Origin of the sequence: Rubritalea tangerina, from assembly GCF_042683245.1 — a bacterium.
GTDB lineage: Bacteria > Verrucomicrobiota > Verrucomicrobiia > Verrucomicrobiales > Akkermansiaceae > Rubritalea > Rubritalea tangerina.
In genome coordinates, this window is record NZ_JBHUJB010000005.1 from 1 (window position 1) to 22385 (window position 22385).

Genomic DNA, 22385 nt, shown 5'->3' on the forward strand with positions numbered 1-22385 from the left:
AAGTCGCCTAACTAACCTACCAATAATTTAGACACTCCCTGACCGAAATCCGTGGGGAAGCTCATCGGCACTCGAAGTGGAGCAATTTGTGGGCAATCACACCCAGTTCGACGCGGACTCTGATGCTATTCCCGATACCTACGAGCGAGAGGTGGCTGGAGGGCTTTCAGCTTTGGGGGCGCAGGACTCAGATTTAGATGGTGTGTTAGATGTTATTGAATTTGCCGCTGGCAGCGACCCTAGGGATGGGAGGTCTATTCCTGGAGGTCAGATGGAAACTGCTAGTGGTGGGGAGGCAATCCTTCGCTACTATGAGCGCGAGTTACCTACTTGGCTTAGTCTCAATGCTGAATTTTCGACTGATCTCCAGCAGTGGGGGGCAAGTTTACCGGGGGCGACGACTCGTTCGAGTGCAAGGGTATTGGGTCAAGGTCTGAGGGAGTATGAGATCAGGATATCACCTACTGGGGAAGAGCTTCCTAGAGTGTTCTCACGCCTCAGAGTGCACAGTAGCCAGGCGGCTGAAAGCGATAAGTAGTGTTTTGTTCAGTGGGGGGAGGCTTTCTTCAGGCCATCATGATACCTTTACGCGATGGATGATGGGCTGCCTGAAGGAGGAGGGAAGCCGCATCTGACCATTCTTGTTGGTCGGCTTGAGCGAGAGCTTCTGTCATGGTGAGGCCACTTTTAAAGAGCAGGTTATAGAGTGCTTTAATTTCCTTTCGTGCGTTGCCGTCGAAACCAGCGCGCCTGAGGCCAATGACATTGAGGCCTGCGAGTTTATTTTGACCATGTGCCATGCAGTAGGGGGGAATATCTTTCGTGATGGCGGAATTTCCTTGGCAAATGGCATAGTCGCCAATTTTGATAAATTGGTGGAATCCGGCTCCGCCACCGAGGAAGCAATGGCTCCCGATGTGGATATGGCCTGCGACGAGGACACTGTTGGCGAGGTTATTATGGTTTCCAAGGTGCACATCGTGGGCGAGATGAGAGTTGATCATGAGCATATTGTTGTCACCAACAGTGGTTTGTCCTCCTTCGGAGGTACTACGGTGGATGGTGACATGTTCACGAATGGCGTTATTGTTGCCGATGACGACACTGGATTTAATAGAGGTATCGAATGAGGTGTCTTGTGGGTTGCCGCCAATATGTGAGGCAAAGCCTATTTGGTTATGGGAACCCATGGTGGTACCTTCGGAGATCCAGACATGTGGGTCGATAGAGCAATGGTCACCAATGGTGACATTGGCATCGATGATTGAGAATGCGCCGATGCTGACATTCTCACCAATGGTTGCGTCAGGGTGGATGATTGCTGATGGATGAATCATAAAGTTCAGTAGTTAATTGATAAGACCGTGCTCTCGGAATGAATAGTAGGAGTCATGCTGTGCGCTTGGGGCTCCGAGAATGAGGTGGTCGACGAATCGAGTTTGCATGATGTTAGCTGCTTCAAGAACTCTTTGAGTGAGTGATTTGTCAGCTTGGCTGGGAGTGGGGTCACCGCTTGGATGGTTATGGATGAGGACGAAGCCCCAAGCCTGGTGCAGGATCACATGGTGAAGGAGGTCGCGGGGGTGGCAGAGGGATTCATCGACCGAGCCGTGGGATATTTCGATAGTACGAAGGTGGTGGAGCCTAGAGTCAGTGAGTAGTAGGTAGACCATTTCATGGTTTTGATGGTCGAGGATGGGGCGCATCAGTTGGGCAATGGATTCTGGGCTTGCTAGGGAAGTGTGGCTGATTTCTTCCTTTGCGGATCGCAAGCCAAGCTCAAAAGCTGCAGCAATTTGGGCGGCCTTAGCGGGGCCGATGCCATGTTGCTGTGCTATTTGTTGGACGGGCGCTCTGCCTAGTGAGCGGAGGTTGCCATGGTGGTCGAGCAGTTCTTGAGCGACTTGTATCGCACTTTTACCTGGAACTCCGACGCGCAGGAAGATGGCAATGAGCTCGGCATTACTGAGAGACTGAGGCCCCCACTTAGTGAGTTTTTCACGTGGTCTTTGTTCCTCTGGGAGATCATTGATACGCGCACTAGGCATGATTCACTAGGATTTGTGAATGATGAGGCAGCAGGTAGCCATTGCAGCGATCCCTTCACGTCTACCAACAAAGCCCATGGTCTCATTTGTCGTGGCTTTGATGCCGATATCTTCTGGGACGAGGTTGAGAGCGTTGGCAATGTTTGCCTTCATCTCTGCGAGGTGGGGGAGGATTTTGGGGGCTTCAGCAACGAGAGCGGAATCTACATTTTGTAGTTCGGCGCCTTTTTCATCTGCGAGCATTTTGCATTTTTTGAGGATATCGAGTGAACTAATGCCCTCGATAGAATCGTCATTTGGGGGGAAGTAGTAGCCGATATCTGGGAGACCGAGGGCTCCGAGGATGGCATCGGCAATGGCGTGGCAGAGGACATCTGCATCTGAGTGGCCGAGGAGGCCAACAGTGTGTGGGATATCCACACCTCCTAAGATGCATTTTCTGCCTTCAGCGAATTGGTGGACATCATATCCGATGCCTGTACGAATCTTCATAGTTAGAAGTTGTTAGAGATTGATGCTTTCGCCGATTGCTGGGAGGTAGAGTTGTTTTCCTTTCTCAGCGAAGTGGTCACGTGCGGCGGCTTGTTCAACGGTGATGTAGGGGAAAGTATCGTAGTGGACACCGAGGATTTTATCTACACCGATCCAATCGGCGCAAATGGCGGCATCTTCGAAGCCCATAGTAAAGTTATCGCCGATAGAGAGGGCGGCCCAATCGAGCTTGTGAAACTCGCCCAGGAGCTTCATGTCATAGGTGAGAGCGGTGTCTCCGGAGTAGTAGAAATTACCTTCGTCAGATTCGATGACGAAGCCACCGGGGTTACCGCCGTAGGAGCCGTCAGGCAGGACTGAGGAATGAACGGCATTGACGAATTTGACTTTTCCGAATGGGAGTTTGACTGAGCCGCCGTGGTTGAGCGGGTGGCTTTGGGTGATACCTTTTTCTCCATACCAGCAGACGATTTCGTAGTTTGAGATGAGTGTTGCACCGGTACGCTTGAGGATAGCTTCTGCGTCCGCAAGGTGGTCTTCGTGCCCGTGTGAGAGGAGGATAAAGTCAGCCTCGATGGAATCGATATCAATTTTTTCGGCGAGTGAATTTGGGGAGATAAAGGGGTCGAAGAGAAGTTTACAGCCGTTGATTTCAACAGCAAAGCAAGAGTGTCCGTAGAAGGTAAGGTTCATGTTAGGAATATGCGTTGGATTGGAATTTTGAGAAGTAAAAAAGCCGTTGAGAAGTTCTCAACGGCTTGGAAAAGTGGATGGGATGATTTATTGGCCTGGGATGGCGCCAGGAGGGAGCTGGAATGGCATTCCTTGTGGCATTTGGCGTTTACGAATTTCGGTAAGTTCGACCTCGAAGATGAGGGCGGAGTTTGGTCCAAGTTTCGCGCCTTGGCGGCGTTCGCCATAGCCGAGGGATGCGGGGAGGAAGATTTTCCATTTCGCACCGATGGGCATAGCTTTGAGGGCTTCAGCGAAGCCAGGTACTACTTGGAGGGTGAATGGGACGGGTGTGCCCTCTGGTGATTTATCGAATTCTGTGCCGTCGATGAGTGTACCGCGGTAGTTGACGAGGAACTCGGACTGCATGTCCATGCCGTTGGGGGCATCTTTAGGAGCTTCGTATTTTTTGTCGCCACCTTTTTCGAGGACGATGTATTGGAGGCCACTTTCGGTGGTTTTGACACCTTCTTTTTTAGCATTTTCTTCGAGGAATGCTTTACCTTTGGCGAGGTTTTCTTCGCCAATTTTTTTATCGCGTTCCATGAGTGAGGCTTGGAGTGCCTGCATGGCGGCGTCGAGTTGTTCAGGTGTGTATTTGAGTTCAGCGCCGTTGAGTGCTTCTTGGAATCCGCTGAAGAAGGCGTCTTTATCGAAGTCGGAGGCGATGAGGCCAGCATTAGCGAGTTGGAAAGCGTTTTGGTAGCCGATACCGTAGGAGGTACGTGACTTAATCTCTTCTGGGCTGAGGGCGGGTGTTTTCTTTTCCTCAGCGGCGGGTGCTTTTTTATCTTCAGCAGCTGGAGCTGGGGTGGGTTCCTGAGCGAATGTTGAGGAACTGAGTGCGATGCCGAATGCGGCGATGCTTAGTTGTTTCTTCATAATTGAGGTCTTGATTGTGCCTGTGTCTGGGGGGAGGCGTCGATAAAATTGAGTGTCTGTAGTGGAAGCGTGGCTTGAGTGGGGGATTGTTTAATTGCTTGGCTAGAGTGTGTATTTCTTACCTGGGGTGGGGATGACACATTCTGTTTGTGGGAGTTTTTGGCTGATTTGTTGTTGGAACCACTCGAGAGCTGGGGAATCACCGTGGACGAGGAATACTTGGTTTGGTTTGATTTTTAGGATGTAGTCGAGGATGGCATCGCGGGTCGCATGGCCTGAGAAGTCGAAGATTTCGACTGGGCAGTCGAGGACGACTGGTGGTTGGTCTTTGCTGAGTTTTACGATATCACCGCGACGAGTCTGTCGGATAATTCCTCCGGGGGTTTCTGGATCGGCATAGCCGACGAAGAGGAGGCTATTTTTGGGGTTGGAGATAAAGGTTTGGGCGAAGATATTTGAGGTGGTATTTTCGCTCATCATACCACTGGAGAGGCAGAAGATGGAACCTGGGCGGTAAGTGATGGGGGCGCCTTTATGTTTTTTAGAGCCGGTATTAATATCCATATCTTCAAGGATTTTGAAGTCGGGGACTTTGCGGCTTGTTGAGTCGGAGAGATCGTCGAAGAGGAGGGTCATCTTGGTGCTGAGACCTCCCATGTAGACCGGTGTTTTTTCGGGGAGGAGGCCTGCGGTCTTGAACTTATGGATCATGGTGAGGACCTCTTGAGTCTTGCCCATGGCAAATACTGGAATGAGTGCAGATCCACCACGCTCGAGGGTGTCTAGGATGGCTTTGAGTAGGCGTTGTTCTTCCTCATCTCGGTCGTAATCTGGGCGGCGAGGGGAGGCACCACGAGTGGTTTCAACGATGAGCGTGTCGACGTGTTCTTCGGGGAAGCGAGCGCCAGTGATGAGGGTTTGGTCTTCAAACTGGATGTCTCCAGTGTAGAAGATCCGCTTATTGTCGGATTCGACCATGACGCCGGCGGAGCCGAGGATGTGTCCGGCATCGTGGAAGGTGAGCTTGGTGTCACGGTTGATTTTCCATGGGGTGAGGTAGCTTTTGGGTTCCCAGCGAGTGGCTAGGCGGTCGAGCTCGCGGTGACCGTAGAGCGGGTATTCGGTGATGCCGAGTTCGAGGCGTTTGTGTTGCATCACATTGACCGAGTTATGCAGCAGGGCTTTGGCAAGGTCGGCAGTGGGCTGGGTGAGGTAAAGAGGTGCATCTTGCTGGTCTCTCATCAGGACAGGAATGGTACCTGCGTGGTCGAGGTGGGCGTGCGAGAGCACAATGGCATCCACACTGTGAGGTGGGAGTTCATGGTGGGCGGGGAGAGCATCGATTCCTTCTTCTTTTGGGTGCATGCCTGAATCAAGCACGATGTTGCTATCGCTCGTTTCTAGGAGGTAGCAGTTTGCGCCAATGTCGTTTTGTCGTGCAAGATTTTGAAAAAACATAGTGTTTGTGTGGGCGCAGTGTTTCTGAGGGTTGCGGGAAAAGCGAGTTGTTTTTTCGGGATAGGGAGCGAGGATTGAGCTGAGATAGAATTGCGAATCATGATTGAGCTGGTCGCAATCTGAGGGACTGCTGGCCGAGTGTGAAATGGGTGTTTTGATTATTTTGGTTCTCACTGATATTCAGATATCTGAAGAGATGTATTGCCTCTCACTAAAATTCTGATAGAAGGTAGGTTATGGCTAAAATAAAACTACTCATTGGTGCTGGCGCAGCGGTGCTGGCTTTTGCTACAAGCTCCTGTTGCAATACGGGTGGAACGAACTGCAGTGCAAGCTGTGGGAAGGGCAATTGTGATGTATGGCCAAGTGTGCAGGACCACGCTGAGTATGGTAACCCATGCAAGGTCAACTAAAGGACTTTCCTCCTCAATCCTATTTGAAGCCTCACAGTCTTTGCTGATGGGGCTTTTTTGTGGGCACAAGAAAAACGCTTTCGGTGAGGAAAGCGTCTTAGAGAAAAAAATGGTGCTCGAGGGGGGAATATCTTCGCTCTGCTCAGGTCATGCGGTTTCTAGCAATGCTCCTCCGCATTGCTGAGCCAAGCGGCGTGATGCACGCTGTTGCATTCAAACCGTGGTCCTTGCGTTGCTGCGGAGGGGTTCTCATCCCCCCTCGGAGGGAAGGTGGATGTGGACACAAAAAAACGCTTTCGGTGAGGAAAGCGTTTTAGAGAAAAAATGGTGCTCGAGGGGGGAATATCTTCGCTCTGCTCAGGTCATGCGGTTTCTAGCAATGCTCCTCCGCATTGCTGAGTGAAGCGGCGTGATGCACGCTGTGGCATTCAAACCGTGGTCCTTGCGTTGCTGCGGAGGGGTTCTCATCCCCCCCTCGGAGGGAATGTGGATGTGGGCAAAAAAAAACGCTTTCGGTGAGGAAAGCGTTTTAGAGAAAAAGTGGTGCTCGAGGGGGGAATCGAACCCCCACGGCCGCAATGGCCACTAGATCCTTAGTCTAGCGCGTCTACCAATTCCGCCACCCGAGCGAGGTGTTGTTTGGTGTGCGGGGTTTCTAATGGATTCTGGGGGCTTGGCAAGGATTTTCTACAAGAATGGGTGAGTTTTTTGGAATGTGTTGTGGTTTAGGTACCGCAAAAGGTTTCGCGCACGATTTCGTGGGGGAGTGGTGGGGATTCGAAATCGGCGTGCTGAGTGGATTCCGAATAGGGGGAGGTGAGTGCTTTATTGAGTTGGTGAAAGGGGGCGAAGTCGCCCTGGTATGCGGCTTGGATGGCTTGTTCGACTCGGTGGTTTCTGGGGATGCGCACCGGATTATGTTGGCGCATGGTTTTGAGGGCTGAATCAGGCTCGATGTGTTGTTTCCATTGTTGGGTCCAGAGTGTGATACTGTGTGGGTCGAGGAACAGAGCAGCGAGGGGTGAGTTGTCATTGCTAGCGAGGCTGCGTGTGAGTTCGGTGAAGCAGAGGGTGAAGTCGACTTCTTGATCGGCCATGAGTTGGAGGAGGTCTTGGATGATGGCGACGGGAGCAGTGGGGGGGAGGCCTAGTTTATCTCTGAAACGAGCGAGGTAGAGTGATTCGAAGGTATGCTGGAAGCTTGAGAGTGTCTCTTCGGCGATGGCGATGGCAGTGTCGGTGTTCTCATCTATGAGAGGAAGAAGTGTTTCGGCGAAGCGCGTGAGGTTCCAAAGGATGATACTGGCCTGTTTTCCCCATGCGTAGCGACCTTGTTCATCGATGGAGCTAAAGACACAGTTGGGGTGAAATTTATCCATGAATGCACAAGGGCCATAGTCGATGGTTTCGCCAGAGATGGTGGTGTTATCGGTATTCATGACTCCATGGATGAAGCCGAGGGCCATCCACTGTGAAACGAGCTTGGCTTGGGCATCGATGACTTGCGAGAGCAGGGATTGGTAGGGGGAAGTGTGATTTCGAGCGGATGGGTAATGGCGGTCGATCGTGTAGTCAGCGAGGGACCGGAGAAGGTTTGTGTCTCCTTGGGCAGCCGACCATTGGAAGGTTCCCACTCGGATATGGCTGGAGGCGATACGGGTGAAAATAGCACCAGGTTGAGGGCCATCTTGGCGCACGACTATTTCACCGGTAGTGACGGCAGCGAGTGCGCGGGTGGTCGGGACTCCGAGGGCGTGCATCGCTTCGGATAGGATGTATTCACGCATGACTGGTCCGAGAGCGGCTTTGCCGTCGCCTCCGCGGGAGTAGGGGGTGCGGCCTGAACCTTTGAGTTGTATATCGTAGCGTTGGTCGTCGCTGGGGCTGATGATTTCGCCAAGAAGGATGGCGCGGCCATCTCCGAGCTGAGGGGAATAATGACCGAACTGGTGCCCGGCGTAGGCTTGGGCGAGAGGTTCTGATCCTTGGAGGATAGCATTGCCTGAGAGAGCTTGGAGCCCTTCGGGTGATTGCAAAAATTCTGGTGAGATGCCGAGTTTCTTAGCCAGTGTGCGATTCACGCAGATGAGATTTGGTGAGGGCACGGATTCGGGGGGGAGCTTTGTGTAGAGGCTCTCGGGGAGGGTGGCATAGGAATTATCGAATGGGATGGCAGGCATTGGGGAACTATTGCATGAAAAAGCCCTGCAGCACAATGGGCTGAAGGGCTGATGGTTTCTTAAAAGTGGTAGGGACAGGTCAAGTTTGTCCAGAAGGGTCAAGGTTTATCCCAAGACCGCATTCCAGTCCGCGATGCGGTCCGCTTGTGCAGCGAAGAGAGCAGAGGTGTCACCGTGGATGGTAATTTTCTCGATGTTGTCACCTTGGCCGATGGAGTCGACGACGTCTTGTCCTTTTGTTGTCTCACCGAAGACTGTGTGGTTGCCGTCGAGATGCGGTGTTGGAAGGTGGGTGATGAAAAATTGTGACCCATTTGTGTTCGGTCCAGCATTGGCCATGGAGAGGATACCTGGCTTGTCGTGCTTGCGGATAGCTGGTTTGCATTCGCACTCGAATTTATAGCCTGGGCCGCCCATACCAGAGCCTGTTGGGTCGCCGCCTTGGATCATGAAGTTCGGGATGACGCGGTGGAAGACGATGCCGTCGTAGAAGCCGCGTGATGCGAGGTTAAGAAAGCTAGCGACAGTGACGGGGGCGTCAGCTGGGAAGAGAGTGAGGTCGATGTCACCTTTGTTTGTGGTGATTGTGATATTGATGTCTGCGAGGTCGCTCATAGTGGAAGCAAGTTAGGTTAGGCTGTCATGAGGATAAAGGAAAAAGCGCAGGCTTGTACTGCTTCGAGTTTCAAAAGTGACTACTGATCATTTTAGGAGTATGGAATAGGGCATTGTGGGGCTCTAGTTGAGAGTGGCCATGTTCTAATCAATGAGGCGAGCTCTTCATTCACGCGGCGCACATCGCACTGTCATTTGTCTCATTTCCATCACGAAGTGGTCTCATCGAGTGGGCCGCAGATTATTGTTGGCGCAGGTCGAGGATGAGAATGTGTTGGGCCCGTTCTAACCAGCTGATAGAGTAGCCGACTGAGCAGGTGACTTGGATGGAGGTATCTTCCCAGCGAAAGTCGGAGGATTCTGAGGGGGTGACTTGGATGCGTCGGAGAGTTTTGAGGAGGATATCACGGCGTTGGCCGGCGGGAGGGAGGAGTGCGACAGCGTCTGGGTGGAGACGCAGTGGTTTGATTAGAGTTCCTCGATATCTATCCATGACTGGTCTAGCTGGTCATTCATACGCTGGCGCAGAGTTTCGAAGTACTGGCTGTCATCGACGAGCTCGAGGTGGGTGAGGTAGATGGCGAGTTCTTTGCGTTGGGGGGCAGGGAGTGCTTGGATCGCTTGTTTGAGTGCGTCGAGGTCCATGGGTGACTAGCGGATGACACCACGCTCAGCAGTATCAAGGAACTTGATGAGGTGTTGGACGTGGCGGTTGTTAGCGCTGTCGGCTATTTTGAGTTCAGCGAGTGAGACTGCGAGGTTGGTATTTTTTTTAAGGAAGATGCGTTTGTATGCGCGTCTGAGGTAGGCGATATCCTGATCGGTGAAGCCTCGGCGTTGGAGTCCGACTTGGTTAATCGAGCGGACGGCGGCGGGGGAGCCATCGACGATCGTGAAGGGGGGGACGTCTTGGACGACCTTGGTGCAACCACCGATGAGAGAGTGTGCGCCGAGGCGGCAGAATTGGTGGACGCCGGAGAGGCCAGAGATGATGACATAGTCCTCGACGAGCACATGGCCGCCGATGGTTGCATTATTTGAAAAGATACAATGGCTACCGACGACACAGTCGTGGGCGACGTGGGAATATGCTAGAAAGTTATTATCATCGCCGATGGTGGTGGGGGTTTCGGTGCTGGTGGAGCGATGGATGGTGGTATTTTCGCGGAAAGTATTGCGGTTACCGATTTTTAGGAATGTGGGGTCTCCGGCGAACTTGAGGTCTTGAGTTTGTTGACCGATAGCGGAGAAGGGGTAGAAGACATTGTCTTCCCCGATTTCAGTAATGCCGTCAATGACGACATGAGACTTCAGCTCGCAGCGGTCGCCGACAGTGACATTGTCGCCGATCACGCAATAGGGGCCAATGGTAACATCATTACCGATGGTCGCAGAGTCTGAGATAATGGCTGTTGGATGCACCATAAAGTTAGAAGAAGTAGAAAGGATTAGGGAGAAAGGATAAAGCCTTTTCTAGCGAAGCATCATGGTTGCTTTCTTTACAGCAGTGATGAGGGCATCCACTTCTTGTTCCGTGTTGTAGATGGCAAAGGAAGCGCGGGTGGTTCCAGTGATTCCAAAGCGCTGCATCAGTGGTTGGCAGCAATGGTGGCCAGTACGGACGCCCACGCCCATCTGGTCCATGAGGGTTCCTAAATCGTAGTGGTGGACGCCTTTGATGCCGAAGGAGAGGACTGAGGCTTTATGAGGGGCGGTGCCATAGAGGATGATGTCCTCAATATCAGAGAGGCCTTCGGTGGCAAGCTTGAGGAGATGGTTTTCGTGTGCAGCAATGGTGTCTAGGCCGAGATCTTGCATCCACGTGAGGGCTGCGGCGAGCGCGATGCCTCCCTCGATATTTGGGGTGCCGGCTTCGTATTTGAAGGGAAGGTCGTTGTAGGTGGTTTTTTCGAAGGTGACTTCTTTAATCATTTCACCACCACCGCGCCAAGGTGGGAGCATTTCGAGAAGTTCGGAGCGTCCCCAGAGGATGCCGATGCCGGTGGGTGCGTAGGTTTTGTGGCCGGAAAAGACGAAGAAGTCGCAGTCGATAGCTTGGAGGTCAATGGCCATGTGTGGGGTGGATTGTGCACCATCGATGAGTGTCCAAGCACCGTGAGCTTTGGCTTTTTTAATAACAGTCTCGATGGGGTTGATGGTACCGAGGGCGTTTGAGACTTGGTTGACTGCGACGAGTTTTGTTTTGCTGGTTAGGAGGGCATCGATATTAGTGAGATCCCACTCGCCAGAGTCGGTGACGGGGATGACATCGAGAGTGGCACCGGTGCGTTGGCAGAGCATTTGCCAAGGGACGATATTGGAGTGGTGTTCGAGGCCAGAGATGAGGATGTGGTCGTCGGAGGTGATTTTGCCTGAGAGGGCGAGTGTGTCTGCGACGAGGTTGATCCCATCTGTGGTACCAGAGGTGAAGATGATCTCGTGTTCGTGAGGGGCATTGAGGTACTTGGCGATCGTGGTGCGGGCAGCTTCGTGGGCGTCGGTGGCTTTTCGCGAGAGGTAATGGACACCGCGGTGGATGTTGGCATTGATCTCTGAGTAATAGCGGCGCGAGGTTTCCAGAACAGCGAGCGGCTTCTGCACGGTGGCAGCATTATCGAGGTAGACGAGCGGTCTGCCATTGATCTGCTGGTCGAGAACGGGAAATTGCTGACGGATCTCTAGGTTCATGGCTAGGAATGAATGTGGAGCTGCGCTTAGTCTTGGTCTTCGAAGAGGTCAAGCGCGGCGAGCTTGCGCACGGTTTCGATATTGAGAGTGAAGTAGCCTTCTATGTTATTGGCTTTAGCGTAGTAGAAGGCGCTTGAGCCAGATTTGTTTGGTTTTGCCAGGTCAAGCTGGTAGGTGGAAAGTTGTGATGGGAGCCCTTGGTTGTCAAATTCTTGGACAGTGATAGTGGTGGTGAAGATGGGGTCCTTGAGGGCCTCGTGGGCGGCTGGGTCGTTGGGGCTGAGGCGGCGTTGAGCGGTGAGGACGTGGTTTTCGTTAAGGAAGAATTTTGCGCGTTGTGGCAGGAGGTTGGGGGTCATGTCTTGATCGCCGAGTGTGGCGGTGAAGGTGTCCTCAAGGTAGTCGTAGTTGACGGTGAGTTTTTCTTGTCCTTTACGCTGAGCGGTGAATTGGGTGATATCGATGACTGGGAGGGTCCAGATTTCACGTGGTTTCCAGAGCCAGGAGCGTGTGGGGATTTTGGAGATGAGGTCGGAGTTGACTTCCCAGACGATAGGGCTTCCGCGGAGGTTTGCGAAGTAGGATTCCGTTGGTGGGGTGTTGGCGGTGGTGGCGGCTTGAGTGACTTTTCCAAAGCGCAGTTGGATTGGCTGACCTTCAAAGAATAGGAAGTCGATAAGAAGAAGTGGTTGATCGAGGCCGAAGGGGGAGAAATCGGTTGCGGCGTCACTGGCGAAATCTTTGACGGGGGTGGCAGCCAGAGATTGCATGAGAGAAGCGAAGACACTTTCATCGATGGTTTGTTTGCCCTCATTGGTGATGAGCTGGTAGGGCTCGCCGGGGATGCGCCCGATAATGACGGGTTCAGCGAGTGCTGCGGGAGTGCGGATAATGACCGAGCGCAGGTCTGCGCGGAGCGCCTTTGGCCATTGCATCATCTGGCGTGAGCGCAGTTCATTGACCGACTTCGGGAGTTGGGTAATATAGTTCGAGGTATTGGGGGTGGCGATGAGGGGGAGTTCGAAGACGACATCGCGGTTACTGACGGTGGCGTAACACGAGCCAGCACCTTCGGTGGGGGGGAATACTTTCAGAGTCGTCTCATCATCTGAGCCAAATGTGGTGACTGCGATTTCGAATTGGCTATCGCTGGATTCTGGGAGAGTGACTGAGTCGGTGGAGTGGAGGGCAATCGCTTCAAGTTTTGAGAGGTTGGCGAGGAACTTCATGACGGCTGAGCGGTCGGTTGGAAGTTCGAGTGGCTTGGTGAGCATCCAGGGGGCATTGGGGGTGGGATGGGTGAGGAGGATTTCCGTTTTGTCCCGCAGGAGTCTGACTTGGTTGAGGGTTTGGATGTTGAGTGCGAATGGGCGGTGGTCGCGGAAATGGGTGAGTTTATCGGAGAAGAGTTTCTGAATGTCTCCGGTGGTGTCGGTGCAGAGGTAGATGTGGTCGTCCAGGTCGGAGTTTCTCAGGCGAAGATAGACGGTTGGAATGAGGAGTTCTTGTTTGCCTTCGATTTTTTTATGCCAAGCTGAGGTGGCGCCGATGGAGAAGTTGGCGATGGTGTCATTGAGGCTATTGGTGAAGAGGATGTTGATTGCTTGCTCTTCGAATCCGAGGGCTTGTAGGTTGTCGGGGGTGGCCGGGAGGCTGTCTTGAATTTCCGCATTGAGGGCGAAGAGGACCAGTTTTTCGATGGCTTTGGGGCCGTCGGCGCGATCTTGCCATGGCTCAACGCCCATCCAGAGTCCATTTTCTGGGCTGTAGGAAAATGCGTGAGTAGGGAAGCGATTACTTTCTATGACTACATTGGCGGTGGCGCGGAGGTCGTGATCGAAGAGTCTGGTGTTTGTGGGCTTGGCGTCGGCGTTGGAAAACTCGCTAGCGAAGTCGACTTGGCCGAGTTGCACGAGGCTCATGATGCTGAGAGCGACGGTGCTGAGAATCAGGAAGATGGAGACAAAGGTCTTCAAGTGTGCAAAAGGGTGTTAGTTGCGTCGGCTATTCCAAATCACCAGAGCAATGAGTAAGGTGGTCACCGGGAGATAAATGAGGATGAGCTGATCGATGAAGGATTTGTGGGCCGCTTGGATAGTGATTTTCTTTCTGAATACGGACTTTGGTGGGATGCCAATGAGGCTTTCACGGCCGATGAGCCAGTTGACTGTGGAGTTGAGGAATTGGCTCATTTCTTCGCGCTCATTTTCTGGTCGGAGAAAGTCAGTATTAGCGACGACAACCATGCGGGAGGTAAGAGGGGCTGTGAGGTCACTATTTTCACGGCCACGTACTACGGCTGCAGCGATATGAACGGGAGTTGGGTTGGCAGCACCTTCGATGATACCTTGATCTTCACGTGGGTCGAAGCTTGGGTTTGGTGCGGCGTATTTACTCTCTCCCCACCAACCGTCAGCAGCCTGGATGAGTGAGAAGGGGTTGATATTGCGAATGGTGAGACGGTCATTTTTACTCATGACTTCGAGGCCTGAGCTTGGGCCGTCGAGTTGCGTTGCCTGATGCGCGAGCCCTTTGTTTGGTTCTGGTCCTTGAGTAAAGAATGCGCGGGCGGCGGTGAGAGTCTGGCCGCTGGTGCTTTTACTGATGACGCGATTATCTTGTGGTGAGATTCCGTATTCGCGGAGGAAGCGTTTGAGGTATTTGAGCTTAGCTTGTGGGTCGAGGGTGATGAAAATGCTGGCGGAAGGGCGGTCCCAGTATTCGGTGATGGTATCAATTTCGCGTTCATCGAAGTCGAATGCGGGACCGATGATGGCGATTCCCTCAGCGTCCTCAGGGATTTTCTCGGTGGCAGAGATTTGGAGGGGGAGGAGCTCGATATTTTGTTGGTTGAGGAGGCGTTGGAAGTTTTTCCAAGCTGGGGTGCCTTTCGTTTGTTCGTCGATACGTGCTTTATCGACGATGAAGTAGAAGCGTCTAGGGGTGCCCTCAACGGCACTCACTAGGGCAGAGGTGATGACGGCTTCATCATTCCACGCGGAGATATACTTTTGATTGTAGCGGTCGATATCTTCGACGAAGAGCATATCGATGGGGATGCTACGGATGTGCTTTACCAAGTCGATTTTCTCTTCATCTGGAGAGCTTTCAGCATCGACGAGAGCGTTGCGGGCATCGATGAGGATTGTTTCGGCGGCGACTTTGCGTTGGTAGGTAGTGGCGAAGTCTTGGAGGCGGTCGCGATCGTGGATTGGGTCGATGAACTCGAGTTCGATATTGTTCTCGGAGAGTCTCTTGTAGTTTTCGAGTTGGGCTCGGAGTCTGAGGTAGTAGGGGGATTCTTGTTTCAGAACCGCTTTGATTTTGATGGGAAGTTGACGTTGTTGTACCTCTGGGCTGGCGAGAAACTGGGTGGTAGTTTCAGCGAGAGTGTAATCGGCGTGACGGGTGAGGTCGAAGCGTTGGTGGTTGGTACAGGAGAGAAAGTTGAGTAAGACGACAGAGATGAAGGCGAGGGCGAGCTGGAAGATTGCGAGAGTCCCAAGGCCAAAGCGGTTGATCTTCTTCACTGAGGAGGATTCAGCAGAAGTGTCGTCGAGCAGCTCAGTTTGAGTTGAGTTTGGTTTATCAGCCATGGGCGCGATTAGTGTTTCCAGCGTCGGTAATCGACGATGTGGTGGGTAAGAAGCAGAGTAAAGGTGGCCATTGATAGGTAGAAGACAATGGGCCTGAGGTCTACGAGTCCACGAGAGAAGTAGGAGAGATGTTCATGGACTGAGATGTAGTGGAAGAGGACGGCACCTTGGAATGAATCACCGGCAATGCTGGGGATAAGGCCCATGAAAATCAGGAACACGAGGGCGCCAAAGGTGATGATGGCGGCAATGATTTGGCTAGAGGTCAGAGCTGAGGCTAAGATTCCGACGGCGATGAAGAATGAGCCAATGAGCATGAGGATGCCGAAAGCACCGAAAATTTCGGCATTTACGACAGGGGCGGGTGTGCCAGTGACCCAGGAGAAGATTTGCAGGTGGAGCAATATTGGGAGCCAGAGGACGAGGTAAAAGGTGTAGGACGAGAGGTATTTGGAGAAGACAACTTGCCAGGTAGTAACGGGAGCTGTCATGAGGCTTTCGAGGGTGCCGCTTCTTTCTTCCTCTGCAAATTGCTTCATCGTGATGAGAGGGAAGATGAAGATGAAATAGAACCAGAAGATGGGGGTGGACAAAGTGGAGAAGAGCAAGTTGACCTGCACGGGCGCTTTTTCATATTGCTCGAGCACGGAGGTGAGAGAAAACCCCTGCAGAAGCATGATAAAAGCTAGGACGATCCAACCGAAAGGGGTGGTTAGAAAGTGCTTAAGCTCTTTTTTGTAAAGAATGTATAAGGTTCGCATGGCTGTCGACTGCTGGGCTGTTGGTAGTTGGAATGGTGGGAGATTCCAAGCATTAATCGTAGCTCTTGTTGGGTATTAGGGGAATGGGGCAGCATTCTTGTCTCAAATAATGGTGCTCGTATGAGGGTATGGGGTGGAGCTTGGTGCTTGGCGGGGGTGTAGGGAATAAAAAAGGGGCATCCTTTGGAAAAGGATGCCCCGAAAGTTATCTGACCTGAATGGTTTGCTTATGCGTCAGCCGAAAGACGAGCTTCTTTAGCTGCAGCAGCTGCTGCGTCTTGAGTTGGGCTTGTGTAACGGAAGCGCTGACGGTTGCGCTTAGATGCTGAGCGAGCTTTACGCTGTGCACGCTGAACTGGTGTTTCGAATGCACGGCGACGGCGCATTTCTTCGAGGATGCCTTCGTTGTCGAGAAGGGACTTAAGGCGCTTGAGGGCGCGATCTACTGGCTCACCTTTGTTGATAGTTACTCCACGCATGGTATTGATAGAAAATTTTTGTTAAAATCAGGTCGGGCGCGGAAGCTAAGAAGGAATGCGGGATCTGTCAAGCTTGGGAGTGAAAAATATTTCACCACGAGAAGGTGGGGAGTGGTGTGGCCTAGTTGGAGGTATGAGCGCTTTTTTTGGGGGTGGATGTTAACTTGATCACCCAGAGCATGGTGATAGCGCCCACGAGAGCTCCTGATGTGTCTGCAATCCAGTCACCTAGGTCGTTGCCACTTCTACCGGGAGTGAAGCTTTGGTGGTATTCATCGATAATGCCAACTATGGCGCCCATGAGGGTCGAGATGAGGACACAGGTTCGTGAGGAAAGGTTTTGGAAGTGGTGGGTGAGCCAAGCGCAGAAGAGGCCTGCGCCGCCGAAGAAGTAGCCGAAGTGGACGATTTTATCCAAGTGTGGGATATCGGGAGTCTTTTCAGGTGCGGGGTTACCTGAAGAGAGGATCCAGAGGGTGATAAACCACGAGGCCCAAGCGAGGATCCAAAATATGGGACGCTTTTTTCCGAAATGGATGAAGCGTCGAGTGAGTCGGATCATAGGGTGAGGGGCTATTCGGAAGATCCGGAACGGCGCGCTTCTTCCTCAAGGCGTTCCGAGAGCCATTGTTTCATCATGGACTGGTAATTAAGGTAGCGTGAGCGAGCCATGCGCTTGATGCGTGAGAGCATTCTGGGGTCAAAGCGCAGGGTGATGGTGGTAGATTCTTTAGAATCTGGCTCGTGAATTGAGCCAACCATGAGTTTGGCATCGAGTTCGTGTTGGTTCCAGAATTCGGCTTCTTCTTGCTCGTTCTGAAACTCGGGGATTTCAGCCCATTGGTAGATTGTCTTCATGAGATTATTTAAATTCTGCGTAGCGGCGGTCGTAGAAGCGCTTTTCGGCATCGGTCATTTCGCGGACGGCGTAGATACGAGCTTTTTTGCCATCAGTGGAGAAGCTAAGGAAGAGGAATCTATCGCCTACGGTGCGGCCGATCATGTAGTATCTCGACTCGCCATCTTGGCGGTCGTGATCAGGTAGGAAGCGGATGGTGAAGGGGTCTTCCAGCACCTCTTCGATTTCTCTGGGAGAGAATTTGGAGAGGTCGATTTGGGCATCAATGAGGTCGAGTTCCATAATGGCTATGCGCGAGGATCTAATGGATTTTTGGAAAAGGCAACAGAAATGCAACGGGTGTTTGGGTATGGATATTATGTTAGTTTAGAGGAATTAGACACAGCCGTTAGGATAAGTTAGTGGGTGTGAGGGGATGAGTGTGATTCATTTGATTGATGATCAAGAGTGATGAGAAAGCGACGAAGTTTTCCAAATGGAGTCGGATTCACCTTGACCGTTCTGTGTCATACCCGTAGAACGCGCGCGTTACGCCATGAAGGCGTTCACAGTCATGAATATTCACGAGTATCAAGCTAAAGAGCTATTCGAGAAGTTTGGCGTGCCAAGCCCTAAGGGTATTGTAGCAGGCACAGCTGAAGAAGCGGAAGCTGCAGCCAAGGCAATTGGCGGCGACGACCTAGTAATTAAGGCCCAGGTTCACGCAGGTGGTCGTGGTAAGGGTACTTTCAAAAATGGTTTCAAGGGTGGTGTTCACTTCCCTAAGACACCTGCAGAAGCAGGCGAGCTTGCTAGTCAGATGATTGGTCAGACGCTTGTCACGCACCAGACTGGTGAAGCAGGTCGTCTCGTGAACAAGGTAATGATCGCTGAGTCCGCTGACATCGAGCGTGAACTTTACCTTGCGATTCTCATGGATCGTGGTTCCGCAAGCCCAGTGATCGTAGCATCCACAGAGGGTGGTATGGACATTGAGGAAGTTGCTGAAAAGACTCCTGAAAAGATCATCCGTCAGTTCGTACACCCACTCGCAGGTCTTCAGCCATACGAGCTTCGTAAGCTTGCAGCAGCTCTCGAGCTTGCTGGTGATCAAGCGAAGCAATTCGCTAAGCTGGTGAAGAATCTTTTCAAGCTCTTCATCGCCTGTGACTGTGACATGGTGGAAATCAACCCACTCGTCGTAACACCTGCTGGTGACGTTCTCGCACTCGACGCGAAGTTTGGCTTCGACGACAATGCACTCTACCGTCATCCAGAGATCGTAGAAATGCGCGACACAACAGAAGAAGACCCACGTGAAGTGGAAGCTTCTAAGTTTGACCTCAACTACATTGGTCTCGACGGCAACATTGCATGTCTTGTGAATGGTGCAGGTCTCGCGATGGCAACCATGGACATCATCAAGCACTGTGGTGGTGAGCCAGCCAACTTCCTCGACGTAGGTGGTGGTGCGACTAAGGAGCAGGTTTCTGCAGCATTCAAGATCATCCTTTCTGACCCTAACGTAGAAGGTATCCTCGTGAACATCTTCGGTGGTATCATGCAGTGTGACATCATTGCAGAAGGCATTCTTGCAGCGGCAGCTGAACTAGAGCTTACTATTCCACTTGTTGTTCGCCTCGAAGGTACAAACGTAGCGCTTGGTAAGAAGCTTATCGAAGAGTCTGACCTTGCTGTTATTTCCGCAGACAACCTCAACGATGCAGCACAGAAGATTGTTGAGGCAGTCAAGACTGCCTAACAATCTTTAGTTCCCAGTTGTCAGTTTCCAGTTCCCAGTTTGATAAATGAGTAAGTCGTTTGAAGATTTGGAAGTTTGGAAGAAGGCATGTCGACAGGCGTTGGTTATTTATAAAACACTGAAAGAGACTAAAGACTATGGATTAAAAAATCAGATGGAAAGATCGGCTGTTTCTGTGCCTTCAAATATAGCAGAAGGGCAGGAACGTGATACAAAGCCAGATTTCATCCGGTTTCTTAGAATAGCCAAAGGCTCCAACGGAGAACTAAGAACTCAACTTTACTTAGCGACCAAACTGGAAATTATTTCAACAGAACAATCTAACGAACTAATAAACGAAAACAAACAGATCTCAAAAATGCTACAAGGTCTCATTAACTCAGTGGAGTTACAAAACGGCTAACTGGTAACTGAGAACTGCAAACTTTTAAACTTAATAATATTATGGCAATTTTAGTAGATGAAAACACCAAGGTGCTCGTTCAGGGGATCACTGGTGGTTTCGGTGGTAAGCACGCACAGCTTTCTATCGACTACGGTACACAGATCGTTGCTGGTGTGACTCCAGGTAAAGGCGGTCAAACATTCGGTGAGAAGACTCCAATCTTCGACACTGTTTCTGACGCAGCAAAAGAAACTGGCGCTACAGTTTCCGCAATTTTCGTTCCACCGCCATTCGCAGCTGATGCAATTCTCGAAGCTGTGGACGCTGAGCTCGATCTTGTTGTGGCAATCACTGAGGGTATCCCAGTGGCTGACATGATGCGTGTGAAGGCAGCGATGCAGGGTTCCAAGACTCGTCTTATCGGTCCTAACTGCCCAGGTATCGTAACTCCAGGTACTGGCGAGAACTCTCACGGTGGTTGCCGTATCGGTATCGCTCCAGGTTACATTCACAAGCGTGGTAACGTAGGTGTTGTTTCCCGTTCAGGTACTCTTACCTACGAAGCTGTTTACCAGCTTACAGAACTCGGTTACGGCCAGTCCACATGTGTGGGTATTGGTGGTGACCCAATCAACGGTACTTCCCACCTCGACGTTCTCAAGATGTTCAATGACGATCCTGAGACAGAAGCGATCATTATGATCGGTGAAATCGGTGGTAACGCAGAAGCTGAAGCAGCACGTTGGGCGAAGGACAACTGTTCGAAGCCAATCGCTGGTTTCATCGCTGGTGCTACAGCGCCTCCGGGACGCCGTATGGGTCACGCTGGTGCGATCGTTGGCGGTGCTGACGACACAGCTGAAGCGAAGAAGAAGATCCTTGCTGAGTGCGGCATCGCAGTCTCCGAGACTCCTTCTGAAATGGGCAAGACCCTTGTTGGAATGCTCTAAGGCTCAACTAGGCAGTCGTTAGTAAACGGTAGTTAGATCTCTGCCGAACCGTACTAAAAGTTTAGATTTCAAAACGCTCTCGTGTTATATGAGAGCGTTTTTTATGTCTTATGGGGCATGTAAAGGCAGGGGGCTTTTGTCATTATGACCACGAGCAGCAGCTCTCTATTTCATAGATCTCTAATGGATAGAGGTAGGAATGTTATCTATCTGATGACGGCCTTGGCTGTTGCTAAACTCGTCCATGGATCATGCTGGCCAAAATACATGGGTGGTGGCGATATGGATGAGTCAACCAGTTCCTTGATGGCGATAATCGCACCACGTACACTATATTCCGTGGTGAAGACAATCCCGTCTGGGATTTCAACAAACTGGCCCAACAAAGCAAAGTTTTGAGAGCCTTTTGGTACTACAGGTGGGCGGTCGCCCTGCGCACGAGGTAAGAACTGAGATATGCCATAGGGTAGTCGACATGGAATGCAGTGAGAAGTGTCGAGGATTTCAACTTTTTCATCCTCATCGATGTCGGGCCATAAGTGACCAAGAAGTTCCTCTAAAATCTCTCGCCCTGTACATTCATGCATAGGTTTTTTTATGAATTCTCCTGAATGGTGATCTCCTAATGCAGAAACCCAGATCACACAGCTATCAGTTGCCTGTGCAGGGAAGAAGGGTTGACGGTAGGTATGGACATGCATGATCCAAGGTGATTGCGTGAGTGGTAATGGGCTCTGTCGTCCCATTTGGCGTTCAACCAGCCATTGGAATTTTCGCTCAAATAGATTCCCCCTAAAAGTCACTGTGAAATGCATCATTTTAGATAGTGATACATCACGCATAAAACGTTCAGGTCGCCCTAGGCCAGTCTGTTTGGATGATATCTTCTGCCACAATAGATAAGCACCTCCAAGAGGGCCTTTTTGTGACATTGAGACGGGTTCATGATGAGAGCCAAATGAGTGATTGGACACGATGGAACCAATTGTTAGGAAAACTCTATCTTGAGCTTGCACCTCTACTGGGCTTAGTACTACGCCTTCTCTATTTTCTATGTGTAACCGTTTGATCCAGCGCTGGTCTTCATTTCCCGTAAAGTCCACATCAGTGATGCGAGTGTTGTAATGAATGTTTACACCTTTATCATCTAATAGCCTGAGTGCTGGTAAAACGAGAGAGTGATAATTGGTATAGCGAGTACGCTCAAGAGAAGTCATCTTCTCCATATCTGACATCCTGTGGAAGAATAGCCGCATATAACGGCGCATTTCGACAGCAGAATGCCATGGTTGGAAGGCGAAGAGAGCCCGCCACATGTACCAGTAATTAGTTTCAAAGAAAGTATCGCTGAAGTAGTCTGTAATTTTTGCGTCGTCAGGTATCAATGACTCAGGTGTCGCCATTAATCGCGCCATCTCCATACTCTCTCTGGCTCCCAGACCAAGGTTGTGACCACTGTCTTTTTCTCCATTTGCGTGTAATAGTCGAACTACCGTATCGACTTTGCATTCTTCTCGATTGCGTTCATGGTCATCTAGGCATGACTCATGGTCGTTATAAGGGATGAGTGACCAGAGCTCTTTCGTGCAGCAATACACTTTGTCTTCATACATCCGACTGCCGCGCATGAAATAGACAGGCTTGCCATCGATGATCTTGGTCGATGCGTCACATGAGCCTCCGACTAAATCTTTCTCAGGGTTCTGTTCGAAAATATGGATATCCTTAGGCTCAAAACCTACCTTTTGTACCAGATAAACGGCTGTAGCTATTGATCCCAATCCCAGACCATTCAGATAGATTTTAGCTCCATCGTTAATATGACGAGTGTTATTCATGCTCCATTCTATCAGTTGATGTTGGATTGCTTCAAACTTAATCAGCACCGAGAAAACAGGGTAAAACAAATGCTAAGAAGATTAAAAGATCTCCAAACTGATGAGGTGAGTATCATTTAGGTTTACGAAGTTTAACTGCGATGAATTTTCCTAAGTTCTCATGCTCTGTCACTGGAGACCTAATTATTACGTCTGTGTTAGGGTGATCGAATCTAAGACACAAGGGTGGGTACTCATAATTGTCTATTTGAGTGGTGAAATATTGCTA

General features: G+C 51.2%; 24 protein-coding genes and 1 tRNA gene. 4 read left to right on the top strand and 21 right to left on the bottom strand.

Annotation, left to right across the window (positions count from 1 at the left end; translation table 11 throughout):
* Positions 1–76 precede the first annotated feature (76 nt).
* Entirely contained in the window at positions 77–538 is a 462-nt protein-coding gene (locus ACFSW8_RS00095) for a hypothetical protein (RefSeq protein ID WP_377091333.1), read from the top strand.
* 28 nt (positions 539–566) lie between these two features.
* Here the strand turns inward: ACFSW8_RS00095 and lpxA (ACFSW8_RS00100) are convergent, their stop codons facing one another.
* From lpxA (ACFSW8_RS00100) to ACFSW8_RS00195, 20 genes are all read right to left on the bottom strand, one after another.
* Positions 567–1337: an acyl-ACP--UDP-N-acetylglucosamine O-acyltransferase gene (gene lpxA, locus ACFSW8_RS00100; RefSeq protein WP_377091332.1), complete on the bottom strand. Its 771-nt coding sequence runs from the start codon at positions 1335–1337 to the stop codon at positions 567–569.
* Between the two features lie 12 nt (positions 1338–1349).
* Complete coding sequence (gene radC / locus ACFSW8_RS00105) at positions 1350–2048, bottom strand: RadC family protein (protein ID WP_377086071.1); 699 nt, start codon at positions 2046–2048, stop codon at positions 1350–1352.
* 6 nt (positions 2049–2054) lie between these two features.
* The gene (gene ispF, locus ACFSW8_RS00110; RefSeq protein WP_377086069.1) at positions 2055–2540 is read right to left on the bottom strand and encodes a 2-C-methyl-D-erythritol 2,4-cyclodiphosphate synthase; all 486 of its coding nucleotides are present in this window, start codon (positions 2538–2540) and stop codon (positions 2055–2057) included.
* Between the two features lie 12 nt (positions 2541–2552).
* Positions 2553–3233, bottom strand: coding sequence for a metal-dependent hydrolase (locus ACFSW8_RS00115; RefSeq protein WP_377086068.1), 681 nt, complete (start codon positions 3231–3233; stop codon positions 2553–2555).
* Positions 3234–3320: 87 nt separating this feature from the next.
* Positions 3321–4154 (bottom strand): FKBP-type peptidyl-prolyl cis-trans isomerase N-terminal domain-containing protein, encoded by an 834-nt coding sequence (locus tag ACFSW8_RS00120; RefSeq protein WP_377086066.1) that lies wholly within the window; start codon positions 4152–4154, stop codon positions 3321–3323.
* A gap of 102 nt (positions 4155–4256) precedes the next feature.
* A complete protein-coding gene (locus tag ACFSW8_RS00125) occupies positions 4257–5612 on the bottom strand; it encodes an MBL fold metallo-hydrolase (protein WP_377177144.1) in 1356 nt (451 codons plus the stop codon).
* Positions 5613–6566: 954 nt separating this feature from the next.
* Positions 6567–6654: transfer RNA gene (locus ACFSW8_RS00130), tRNA-Leu, on the bottom strand.
* A gap of 96 nt (positions 6655–6750) precedes the next feature.
* Positions 6751–8205, bottom strand: a complete 1455-nt coding sequence (locus tag ACFSW8_RS00135; RefSeq protein WP_377091624.1) for a protein adenylyltransferase SelO — start codon at positions 8203–8205, stop codon at positions 6751–6753.
* A 105-nt stretch (positions 8206–8310) separates the two neighbouring features.
* Positions 8311–8820, bottom strand: coding sequence for a peptidylprolyl isomerase (locus tag ACFSW8_RS00140; RefSeq protein ID WP_377085797.1), 510 nt, complete (start codon positions 8818–8820; stop codon positions 8311–8313).
* Positions 8821–9061: 241 nt separating this feature from the next.
* Positions 9062–9313, bottom strand: coding sequence for a hypothetical protein (locus tag ACFSW8_RS00145; protein WP_377086061.1), 252 nt, complete (start codon positions 9311–9313; stop codon positions 9062–9064).
* Positions 9289–9465, bottom strand: coding sequence for a hypothetical protein (locus ACFSW8_RS00150; protein WP_377086059.1), 177 nt, complete (start codon positions 9463–9465; stop codon positions 9289–9291). Before ACFSW8_RS00150 ends, ACFSW8_RS00145 begins: the two co-directional genes overlap by 25 nt.
* Before the next feature lie 6 nt (positions 9466–9471).
* Positions 9472–10245: an acyl-ACP--UDP-N-acetylglucosamine O-acyltransferase gene (gene lpxA, locus ACFSW8_RS00155; protein ID WP_377086057.1), complete on the bottom strand. Its 774-nt coding sequence runs from the start codon at positions 10243–10245 to the stop codon at positions 9472–9474.
* A 48-nt stretch (positions 10246–10293) separates the two neighbouring features.
* A complete protein-coding gene (locus tag ACFSW8_RS00160) occupies positions 10294–11508 on the bottom strand; it encodes an aminotransferase class V-fold PLP-dependent enzyme (RefSeq protein ID WP_377177146.1) in 1215 nt (404 codons plus the stop codon).
* 26 nt (positions 11509–11534) lie between these two features.
* Complete coding sequence (locus ACFSW8_RS00165) at positions 11535–13484, bottom strand: DUF4340 domain-containing protein (RefSeq protein ID WP_377091331.1); 1950 nt, start codon at positions 13482–13484, stop codon at positions 11535–11537.
* 15 nt (positions 13485–13499) lie between these two features.
* The gene (locus ACFSW8_RS00170) at positions 13500–15104 is read right to left on the bottom strand and encodes a DUF7088 domain-containing protein (protein WP_377086050.1); all 1605 of its coding nucleotides are present in this window, start codon (positions 15102–15104) and stop codon (positions 13500–13502) included.
* 8 nt (positions 15105–15112) lie between these two features.
* Positions 15113–15865, bottom strand: coding sequence for an ABC transporter permease (locus ACFSW8_RS00175; RefSeq protein WP_377086048.1), 753 nt, complete (start codon positions 15863–15865; stop codon positions 15113–15115).
* Between the two features lie 227 nt (positions 15866–16092).
* On the bottom strand, positions 16093–16344 hold the full coding sequence (gene rpsU / locus ACFSW8_RS00180) for a 30S ribosomal protein S21 (protein ID WP_377086046.1): 252 nt from the start codon (positions 16342–16344) through the stop codon (positions 16093–16095).
* 121 nt (positions 16345–16465) lie between these two features.
* Positions 16466–16906: a VanZ family protein gene (locus ACFSW8_RS00185; RefSeq protein ID WP_377086045.1), complete on the bottom strand. Its 441-nt coding sequence runs from the start codon at positions 16904–16906 to the stop codon at positions 16466–16468.
* A gap of 11 nt (positions 16907–16917) precedes the next feature.
* Positions 16918–17202, bottom strand: coding sequence for a CopG family antitoxin (locus ACFSW8_RS00190; protein WP_377177148.1), 285 nt, complete (start codon positions 17200–17202; stop codon positions 16918–16920).
* 4 nt (positions 17203–17206) lie between these two features.
* Positions 17207–17485: a BrnT family toxin gene (locus ACFSW8_RS00195; protein ID WP_377086042.1), complete on the bottom strand. Its 279-nt coding sequence runs from the start codon at positions 17483–17485 to the stop codon at positions 17207–17209.
* 271 nt (positions 17486–17756) lie between these two features.
* Between ACFSW8_RS00195 and sucC the strand changes: the two genes are divergently transcribed.
* Genes sucC through sucD form a run of 3 tightly spaced genes read left to right on the top strand, consistent with a single transcriptional unit; the run spans position 17757 to position 20279 of the window.
* The gene (gene sucC / locus ACFSW8_RS00200; protein WP_377091355.1) at positions 17757–18944 is read left to right on the top strand and encodes an ADP-forming succinate--CoA ligase subunit beta; all 1188 of its coding nucleotides are present in this window, start codon (positions 17757–17759) and stop codon (positions 18942–18944) included.
* A gap of 46 nt (positions 18945–18990) precedes the next feature.
* Positions 18991–19347 (top strand): four helix bundle protein, encoded by a 357-nt coding sequence (locus ACFSW8_RS00205; RefSeq protein ID WP_377177150.1) that lies wholly within the window; start codon positions 18991–18993, stop codon positions 19345–19347.
* Positions 19348–19388: 41 nt separating this feature from the next.
* Positions 19389–20279: a succinate--CoA ligase subunit alpha gene (gene sucD / locus ACFSW8_RS00210; protein ID WP_377091330.1), complete on the top strand. Its 891-nt coding sequence runs from the start codon at positions 19389–19391 to the stop codon at positions 20277–20279.
* Between the two features lie 206 nt (positions 20280–20485).
* On the opposite strand, the gene ACFSW8_RS00215 is transcribed toward sucD, so the two are convergent.
* Entirely contained in the window at positions 20486–22117 is a 1632-nt protein-coding gene (locus ACFSW8_RS00215; protein WP_377086034.1) for an oleate hydratase, read from the bottom strand.
* Positions 22118–22385 lie beyond the last annotated feature (268 nt).